Source organism: Mesorhizobium sp. M7A.F.Ca.ET.027.03.2.1, from assembly GCF_003999175.1.
Taxonomy (GTDB): domain Bacteria; phylum Pseudomonadota; class Alphaproteobacteria; order Rhizobiales; family Rhizobiaceae; genus Mesorhizobium.
Map to the genome: position 1 here is coordinate 1 of NZ_RZOM01001969.1, position 392 is coordinate 392.

At 63.8% G+C, this 392-nt stretch carries 1 pseudogene; it reads right to left on the reverse strand.

Annotated elements, in window-relative coordinates:
* Window positions 1-392, reverse strand: a pseudogene (locus tag EN750_RS39015) (hypothetical protein); the annotation flags it as partial.

Consider the following 392-nt stretch of genomic DNA (forward strand, 5'->3'; position numbering starts at 1 on the left):
GTTATAAGTCGATGTGCCGTTGTTGATGATGTCGATCACGAAGTGGCAGATGCCGTCGGCCGTGCAGACCGGGACGCGGGCACGCTTCTTCAGGATCAGGTCGACCTTCTTCTCGACCGGCGGCCGGCAGTCGCGGTCACGATCGCCACGCCGGCAGATCGGGATCGAGGCGCAGCCGCGATCGTTCGACTGGCTGCCGAACAGCGGCTTGCCGCTGGCGCCGTAATTATAGGTGGCGCAGTTACGCAAGACGCTGCCTTGCCAGCCTCCGGCCGGCTTGAAGCCGAGCTTGAGGTTGACGGAGGCCCCCGGATTGAGCGTGGTTACTGGGTAGGTGCAAATCATCGGGGTGGCGCCGGGTACGCAGACCCAGGGCGGATTGGGTCCTGAAT